Below are 8,019 nucleotides of genomic sequence, written 5' to 3' on the forward strand. Positions count from 1 at the left end.
TAGTCCCGCTAAACAACCTCAGAAGCATCGCTCCGTCCGCCGTCCCGCGTCCCAACCGCGCCATCAGCGCCGCCGGTGAAGGGGGTTCTAAGGATAACTCGCACAGCCCGCAAGCGCTTTTTTCAAAATTAACACGGAAAAAATGAAATTCCGTATTTCTTGTTATTTTACTGTTACTTACGACGAATAGAATCTGAAATTCTTGTGTTGGCGCCGCTTTCGCCGCTTTGGAATCGGTGTTTTCCGGGCCGAGTCACGGCGATTGAATGACTCGGTTGGTGCAGATGCAGCAAAGCGTGCTGTTCAGGCGGGCTGACGGCGTCGCGCGGGCTGGAATCGCAGCCCCAAAAGCAGCAGGATCACCGCGAGGTAGACCAGCGGCTGGGTTTGCCATCCTTTGACCAGCATCACGTAATGCACGCCCCCCAGAACCACGATGGCATAGGTCAGGCGGTGCAATTTGCGCCAATTGGCCCGCAACCGCCGGATCGACCAGTTGTTCGAGGTCAGCGCCAGCGGCAGCATCAGCACGAAACCCGCCATGCCGATGGTGATATAGGGGCGCTTTACGATATCGGCCCAGACCCGGCCCCAGCTTTGCACATCCAGAAACGCCCATGTCGCCAGATGCAGCGCCACATAGGCAAAGGCCAGCAAGCCCAGCGCCCGGCGAAAGCGGATCAGGCTGATGCCGGTGAACCGGCGCAGCGGCGTCACCGCCAACACCACGATCAGCAATTGCAGCGCGGTCTCGCCCAGCTTGTGTTCAAGCGCCTTGATCGGCTCGGGGCCAAGCCCGCCGGTCAGACCCAGCCACAGGAACCAGCCCGCAGGCACCATCCCCAGCACATACAGCGGCCAAGTCGGCCCCCGGCGCAGCAGGCCATTCACCCGATCGGACAGGCGGCTCATGTGGCGCAACAGCCTGCGCCGGCCTGAACCGGAGGACAGGGCGCGGTGCCATAGGAACAGAACACACAGCAATCGCCGGCCAGCGGCCTGAGAACGGTGTGACAGCCCGGACATTCATAGAAGAACACGCACGAGTCGGTCGGCATTTGCTCGGTCGTGCGTTTGCCGCACTGCGGGCAGGTCAGGATCGAGGTCAGCTCGGCCATCTCAGAACTGCTTTTTCAGGTCCATGCCCGCATACAGGTCCGCGACCTGATCGGCATAGCCGTTGAACATCAGCGTATCCTGCCGAGCGTTGAACAATCCGCCGCCGATCCGACGCTCGGTCGCTTGCGACCAGCGCGGGTGATCCACCTGCGGGTTCACATTGGCGTAAAAGCCGTATTCGCGCGACTGCTCCATATTCCATGTCGCGGGCGGCTGTTCAGCGGTCAACGAGATGCGCACGATGGATTTGATCGACTTGAACCCGTATTTCCACGGCACCACCAGCCGCAGCGGCGCGCCGCACTGGTTCGGCAGGTCTTCGCCATAAACACCATTCGCCAGAATCGTCAGCGGATGCATCGCCTCGTCCAGCCGCAGCCCCTCGCGATAGGGCCAGTCCAGAACCCGGCGACGCTGGCCGGGCATCTCGTCAGGGCGGAACAGGGTTTCAAAGGCGACATATTTCGCCCCCGGTTGCACCCCGACCCGGTTCAGCAGGTGCGACAATTCGAACCCGACCCATGGCACCACCAACGACCATGCCTCGACACAACGCAGACGATAGATGCGTTCTTCCAGCGGCGCACCGGTCAGGATGTCGCCCAGATCGTAATTGCCGGGCCGGTCCACCAGACCGTCGATCTTGACCGCCCAGGGGTCGGTGGTCAGCAGATGCGCATTCTTCGCCGGGTCGCCCTTGTCGAAACCGAACTCGTAAAAGTTATTGTATTGGGTGATGTCATCGCGCGAATTCGGCTTTTCCATCGTCGAATAGACGCTGGGCTTCGCGTTCAGCCCCGCAAGCGCCGGGCTGGCGATCAGCCCTGCCGCAGCCGAGGCCATAAACTGCCGCCGATTCAAAAAATCCGCCTTGGGCGTGACATCCGACCAACCAAGATCGGGGCGAAAGCGATGCGACATGGAACCCTCCGTGAAATCCTTGCCCCAGACCTAGCGCAGATCGCCCTTACAGCCAAAACACCGTCGATCACGATTCCGTCGTCAGCGGGTCCGAGCGCGGATAGATTTCGTTCATCGGTTTCGACGATCCGTCCGGCTGCACGATCCGCACATGCCGGCGCCGCATCAGCCGAGGCTCGGCCACGCCGACCGAATGGGCGATGGTCTCGACCTCGTTGATGACCGAACGGGCATAGGCCGCGACACGCTTGTATTTGCGCTCGACCACCAAACCCTTTTGCAGGCGCGCGTCATGGGTGGTGATCCCGGTCGGACAGGTGTTGCGATTGCACTTCAGCGCCTGAATACAGCCCAGCGCGAACATGAATCCCCGCGCCGAGGTCACGAAATCCGCCCCGGCAGCAATCGCCCAGGCCACATCGCCGGGATTGACCAGCTTGCCGCTAGCGATCAGCCGGATGCGATCATGCAGCCCGCAGGCATCGCGCAGGTTGCTGACCATCAGCATCGCTTCGCGGATCGGCATCCCGACCAGATCCATCAGCGGCATCGGCGCGGCGCCGGTGCCGCCCTCGCCGCCATCAATGGTGATAAAGTCAGGCGCGGATTCGACGCCACGGGCGCGGATGGCGTGGAACAGGTCCAGAAACGGCTCGGGCGCGCCGACCACGGTCTTGAAGCCGACGGGCTTGCCGGTCACCTCGCGGATATGGCCGATCAGATCCAACAGATCCTCCCAATCGTCCACCTCTTTATGGCGGTTGGGCGAATGGCTGGCCTGCCCGATCGGGATGCCACGGATTTCAGCGATCTCGGCATTGACCTTGGCACCGGGCAGAATGCCGCCCTTGCCGGGTTTGGCCCCCTGCGCCAGCTTCAGTTCGAACATCTTGACCTGCGGGTTGGCGGCCGCCGCCCTTAGCTTGTCATCCGACAGGTTGCCGTGTTCATCGCGCACCCCGTATTTGGCGGTGCCGATCTGGTAAACGATGTCGCACTTGCCCTTCATATGATAGGGCGACAACGCGCCCTCGCCGGTGTTCAGCCAGATCCCGGCCTCGGCCGCGCCAAGGCTCAGCGCCTCGACCGCCGGACGCGAGATCGCACCAAAGCTCATGCCCGAGATGTTAAAGATCGACGGCGCCAGATAGGGCTGGCGCGCATAGGGGCCGATCAGCATCGGCTCGGTCGCGGCGAACTGATTGTCCAGCGGCGGAAAGGCGGCATTCACGAAAATCGGCGTCGCCGGAATGTTCAGGTTGCGGGTCGAGCCAAAGGCGATGGTGTTGCCCTTGCCCTCGGACGCCCGGTTCACCCATTCCCGCTGCGCCCGGTTGAACGGCATCTCTTCGCGGTCCATCGCAAAGAAATACTGCCGGAAAAATTCACCCAGCGCGGTGAACAAATGCCGGAACCGCCCGATCACCGGATAATTCCGCCGAATGGCATCGCTGGTCTGAACCCGGTCGATGATGAACATCAGCACGACGACCAGCGCCAGCAGCCCCAGCGCCAACACGAATCCAAGCGCCAGCCATTCCAACGCGCGTCCTGCCCAATCCATTCCCGTTCTCCTGACCGAATTTGTCCTGCATCATGGCGCTGTCAAAGCACCGTGCCCAGACTGTAATTTCAGGCTACACTATAATGACCTGTAGCAGTTCAGGGAGGACGCTATGAAAAACCCACTCGCCGCGCTGGCCGTAATCGCTACGCTGGCCTCGCCTGCCTTGGCGCAGGATGCGGTCACCTATTCGACCAAAGACAGCTTCGACGATGTCACCTTTGCGCTTGAATCAGCGATTTTGGCGCAGGGGCTGGTGATCGACAGTATCAGCCATACCGGCGACATGCTGGAGCGCACCAAAAAGGATGTCGGCTCGGACGTGACCATCTTTACCCATGCCGACGTGTACAGCTTTTGCTCGGCCAACCTGTCGCGCAAGGTGATGGAGGCAGATTATATGAACATCATATTCTGCCCCTATGACATATTCGTCTTTGCCCGCCCCGACAGCGATGAAACCGTCGTCGGCTTCCGCGCCTATCCCGAAGGCCCGATGCAAGATGTGCAGGCGTTGCTCGACACCATCGCCCGCGAGGCCGCAGGCGTCGAATAACCGGCGCGCGCGTTCACATCCGCGCACTAAACCGTGACTGGAAATCCGTTACCGGCCCGGCTTAGTGCGGGGCCGGTGCGGATCAAGCTGATTATTGACGAAACCCCTGTCATCCAATCCCACAGGCCCGCCGTAACCCGAACGATGCCACTGACCGGCATTTCACCAGTTTGGGAGACGAACAATGATCCGCAGAACTTTTCTTGGCCTGACCGCAGCAACCCTGATGACCGCCTCCGCCCCGGCCTTTGCCGGCGGTCACGCGATGGACATCGTGGACACGGCCGTCGGCGCCGGCAGCTTCACCACCCTCGTCGCCGCCGTTCAGGCCGCCGGTCTGGTGGACACGCTGAAGGGCGAAGGCCCGTTCACCGTCTTCGCCCCCACCGATGACGCCTTTGCCGCCCTGCCCGAAGGCACGGTCGACATGCTGCTGAAACCCGAAAACAAGGACATGCTGGTTTCGGTGCTGACCTATCACGTCGTGCCGGGCAAAGTGATGTCGGGCGATCTGAGCCACAACATGATGGCCGCCACCGTTCAGGGCTCTGAGATCACCGTGATGACCGAAGGCAAGGTCATGGTCGATAACGCCCATGTCGTGACCGCCGATATCGGCGCCAGCAACGGCGTGATCCATGTCATCGACGCCGTGCTGATGCCGCCGTCGATGAAATAACCGATTGCGCCGCGCCCAAGGGCGCGTCGCGATGCCTCCGGCGGGAGTATTTGATCCAAGAAAAATGGCCCTTCTTCTTCGGAAAAATATCCCCGCCGGAGGCCAAAAGTAAAAAGGGGGCCGCGTGGCCCCCTTTTCTTAATGCACGACCGCGTCTTGCGGCGGTTCCTGCTGGGAGGTGCCCACCCGGTTGCCGATCAGCAGACCTTCGGCCCCAGCGCTGATCGGGATGGTGTCGCCATCGTGGACCTGACCGCTGAGGATCAGTTCCGCCAGCCGGTCTTGCAGGCTGCGCTGAATCACCCGTTTCAGTGGCCGCGCGCCGAACACCGGGTCATAGCCTTCGTCCGCCAGCCATTTCTTGGCCTCGGTATCCAGCTCCAGCGTGATCTTGCGGCCCGCCAGACGTTTGGCCAGACGGCGCAGTTGGATTTCAACGATGCCATCCATATCGGTGCGGCTGAGCCGGTCGAAGATGATCGTTTCGTCCAGACGGTTCAGGAATTCCGGCCGGAAATGTGCCCGCACCGCATCCATCACGTCCCGCTTGGCCTGAGCGGCATCGGCCCCGTCGGGCATTTGGCTAAGCGCCTGAGACCCAAGGTTCGAGGTCAGCACGATCAGCGTTTGCTTGAAGTCCACCGTCCGACCCTGACCATCGGTCAGAACGCCGTCATCCAGCACCTGCAGCAGCACGTTGAACACGTCCGGGTGGGCCTTTTCGACCTCGTCGAACAGCACAACCTGATACGGGCGGCGACGCACGGCCTCGGTCAGGACACCGCCTTCGTCATAGCCGACATAGCCCGGAGGCGCACCGATCAGGCGGGACACGGCGTGTTTCTCCATGAATTCCGACATATCGATGCGGACCATCGCATTGTCGTCATCAAACAGATATTCAGCCACCGCCTTGGTCAGCTCGGTTTTCCCGACGCCGGTCGGCCCGAGGAACAGGAAGCTGCCCAGCGGCCGGTTTTCGTCGTTCAGACCGGCCCGCGCCCGGCGCACGGCATTGGCCACGGCGGTGACGGCCGCCCGCTGACCGATCACGCGCTTGCCCAGCTCCTCTTCCATCTTCAGCAGCTTTTCCCGCTCGCCTTCCAGCATCTTGCTGGTCGGGATGCCGGTCCAGCGCTCGACGACCTGTGCGATCTGTTCGGGGCGCACGGCCTCTTCGACCATCATGTCGTCCTGTGCCTCGGCTTCGGCCAGTTGCTTTTCAAGCTGCGGGATGACGCCATAGGACAGCTCACCCGCGCGGGCCAGATTGCCTTCGCGCTTGGCGTGGTCCAGTTCGGCCCGCGCTTTATCCAGCTGCTCTTTCAGCTCGCGCGCGCTGTCCAGCTTGTCGCGTTCGGCCTGCCATTTGGCAGTCATTTCGCTAGAGCGTTCCTGAAGATCGGACAGTTCCTTGACCAGCTTTTCCAGCCGGTCCTTGCTGGCTGTGTCATCTTCTTTCTTCAGCGCCTCGGCCTCGATCTGCAATTGCAGGATCTGGCGGTCAAGCTGGTCCAGCTCTTCGGGTTTGCTGTCGACTTCCATGCGCAGACGGCTGGCGGCTTCGTCCATCAGGTCGATGGCCTTGTCCGGCAGGAAGCGGTCGGTGATATAGCGGTGGCTCAGCGTCGCGGCGGCGACAAGGGCGCTGTCCGAGATCCGCACCCCGTGGTGCAGCTCGTATTTCTCCTTGATGCCGCGCAGGATGCTGATCGTGTCCTCGACCGTCGGTTCATCCACCAGCACCGGCTGGAACCGGCGGGCCAGGGCCGCGTCTTTTTCGACGTGCTTGCGATATTCATCCAGCGTGGTCGCGCCGATACAATGCAGTTCACCGCGCGCAAGCGCCGGTTTGATCAGGTTGGCGGCGTCCATCGCGCCATCGGCCTTACCGGCGCCGACCAGCGTGTGCATCTCGTCGATGAACAGGATGATTTCACCAGCGGCGGCCTCGATTTCCTTGAGGATCGCTTTCAGGCGTTCTTCGAATTCACCCCGATATTTTGCGCCCGCGATCAGCGCGCCCATATCCAGCGCCATAAGACGCTTGTTCTTCAGGCTTTCCGGCACGTCGCCATTGACGATGCGCAAAGCAAGGCCCTCGGCGATCGCGGTTTTACCGACGCCCGGCTCGCCGATCAGAACCGGGTTGTTCTTGGTGCGGCGCGACAGAACCTGCATGGCGCGGCGGATTTCCTCGTCGCGGCCGATGATCGGGTCGATCTTGCCTTGTTCGGCGGCCTCGGTCAGGTCGCGGGCATATTTCTTCAGGGCATCATAGCCCTCTTCGGCGCTGGCCGTGTCGGCGGTGCGGCCTTTGCGAATGTCATTGATCGCAGCGTTCAGGTTCTGCGCGGTCACAGCGCCTGCATCCAGCGCGTCCTTGGCGCCGGATTTCACGATCGCCAGCGCGGTCAGGATGCGCTCGACCGGAACGAAACTGTCGCCGGCTTTCTTGGCAAGCTTTTCCGCCTCGTCCAGCACCTTGCCGGTGGCGGAATCAAGATAGACCTGCCCGGCATCGCCCGTGACCTTGGGCATTTTCGACAAAGCGATTTCCAACGCCTCGACCACGCGCTCGGGCGCGCCGCCAGCGCGACGGATCAGGTTGCTTGCCAGCCCCTGTTCGTCGTCCATCACTGCTTTCAGAAGGTGTTCGGGCGCAAGCCGCTGATGGCTTTCCCGCATGGCAATCGTCTGGGCGGCCTGAATGAAACCGCGCGACCGCTCCGTGAACTTCTCAAGGTTCATCGGTCATTCTCCTCTTGTTAAGCCCCCGCTTTTCCGAACGCCTGCCAAGCAGCGCGCCCCTGCGGGTCTTCCTGATTTCAGGTGGCAATCGGCGGTGGAAATTTCAAGCGCTCGTGATCGCAAAATGCACATTTTCCGTCCCGTTGCTTGCCCCGTATCGGTGCCGCCGGTATGAGGTTGCGAACGTCCAGACAGGAGCCACACCATGACCAACCCCCAAGACCGCCTGATCGTCGCCCTTGACGTGCCGAACGCGCATCGAGGGCTGGAACTGGCCGGGAAAATCGGTGACGCGGTGTCGTTCTACAAGATCGGGCTGGGCATGCTGACCGGAGGCGGGCTGGCCCTGGCGCGCGAGCTGAAGGACGAATACGGCAAGCGCATCTTTCTGGACATGAAATTGTTCGACATCGGCGCAACCGTGGAAAA

General features: G+C 61.7%; 8 protein-coding genes. 3 read left to right on the plus strand and 5 right to left on the minus strand.

Going from position 1 to position 8,019, the window contains the following annotated elements; genetic code table 11:
- Positions 1 to 303 precede the first annotated feature (303 nt).
- The 4 genes from msrQ to ABYW26_RS07380 all read right to left on the minus strand — a co-directional run bounded on the left by msrQ (position 304) and on the right by ABYW26_RS07380 (position 3,604).
- Positions 304 to 912: a protein-methionine-sulfoxide reductase heme-binding subunit MsrQ gene (msrQ, locus tag ABYW26_RS07365; RefSeq protein ID WP_372604130.1), complete on the minus strand. Its 609-nt coding sequence runs from the start codon at positions 910 to 912 to the stop codon at positions 304 to 306.
- Positions 909 to 1,118: a GDCCVxC domain-containing (seleno)protein gene (locus tag ABYW26_RS07370; protein WP_372604131.1), complete on the minus strand. Its 210-nt coding sequence runs from the start codon at positions 1,116 to 1,118 to the stop codon at positions 909 to 911. The genes msrQ and ABYW26_RS07370 overlap by 4 nt, the downstream gene beginning before the upstream one ends.
- Before the next feature lies 1 nt (position 1,119).
- Complete coding sequence (msrP, locus tag ABYW26_RS07375) at positions 1,120 to 2,040, minus strand: protein-methionine-sulfoxide reductase catalytic subunit MsrP (RefSeq protein ID WP_372604132.1); 921 nt, start codon at positions 2,038 to 2,040, stop codon at positions 1,120 to 1,122.
- Positions 2,041 to 2,107: 67 nt separating this feature from the next.
- Positions 2,108 to 3,604, minus strand: coding sequence for an FMN-binding glutamate synthase family protein (locus tag ABYW26_RS07380; protein WP_372604133.1), 1,497 nt, complete (start codon positions 3,602 to 3,604; stop codon positions 2,108 to 2,110).
- 112 nt (positions 3,605 to 3,716) lie between these two features.
- Here ABYW26_RS07380 and ABYW26_RS07385 point away from each other — a divergent pair, with 112 nt between their 5' ends.
- Both ABYW26_RS07385 and ABYW26_RS07390 read left to right on the plus strand, forming a co-directional pair.
- A complete protein-coding gene (locus ABYW26_RS07385; protein ID WP_372604134.1) occupies positions 3,717 to 4,160 on the plus strand; it encodes a DUF302 domain-containing protein in 444 nt (147 codons plus the stop codon).
- 184 nt (positions 4,161 to 4,344) lie between these two features.
- A complete protein-coding gene (locus ABYW26_RS07390; protein ID WP_372604135.1) occupies positions 4,345 to 4,839 on the plus strand; it encodes a fasciclin domain-containing protein in 495 nt (164 codons plus the stop codon).
- Positions 4,840 to 4,977: 138 nt separating this feature from the next.
- Here the strand turns inward: ABYW26_RS07390 and clpB are convergent, their stop codons facing one another.
- Positions 4,978 to 7,590, minus strand: coding sequence for an ATP-dependent chaperone ClpB (gene clpB / locus ABYW26_RS07395; protein ID WP_372604136.1), 2,613 nt, complete (start codon positions 7,588 to 7,590; stop codon positions 4,978 to 4,980).
- A 205-nt stretch (positions 7,591 to 7,795) separates the two neighbouring features.
- Between clpB and ABYW26_RS07400 the strand changes: the two genes are divergently transcribed.
- Positions 7,796 to 8,019: orotidine 5'-phosphate decarboxylase / HUMPS family protein (locus ABYW26_RS07400; RefSeq protein WP_372604137.1), on the plus strand; the 224-nt coding region annotated here is incomplete at its 3' end.

Source organism: Actibacterium sp. (assembly GCF_041584535.1).
Taxonomy (GTDB): Bacteria; Pseudomonadota; Alphaproteobacteria; order Rhodobacterales; family Rhodobacteraceae; genus Actibacterium_D.

What these genes read in the sequence shown, in the direction of transcription:
- msrQ (WP_372604130.1), bottom strand. Translation starts at nt 912, where the DNA reads ATGAGCCGCCTGTCCGATCGGGTGAATGGCCTGCTGCGCCGGGGGCCG.
- ABYW26_RS07370 (WP_372604131.1), bottom strand. Translation starts at nt 1,118, where the DNA reads ATGGCCGAGCTGACCTCGATCCTGACCTGCCCGCAGTGCGGCAAACGC.
- msrP (WP_372604132.1), bottom strand. Translation starts at nt 2,040, where the DNA reads ATGTCGCATCGCTTTCGCCCCGATCTTGGTTGGTCGGATGTCACGCCC.
- ABYW26_RS07380 (WP_372604133.1), bottom strand. Translation starts at nt 3,604, where the DNA reads ATGGATTGGGCAGGACGCGCGTTGGAATGGCTGGCGCTTGGATTCGTG.
- ABYW26_RS07385 (WP_372604134.1), top strand. Translation starts at nt 3,717, where the DNA reads ATGAAAAACCCACTCGCCGCGCTGGCCGTAATCGCTACGCTGGCCTCG.
- ABYW26_RS07390 (WP_372604135.1), top strand. Translation starts at nt 4,345, where the DNA reads ATGATCCGCAGAACTTTTCTTGGCCTGACCGCAGCAACCCTGATGACC.
- clpB (WP_372604136.1), bottom strand. Translation starts at nt 7,590, where the DNA reads ATGAACCTTGAGAAGTTCACGGAGCGGTCGCGCGGTTTCATTCAGGCC.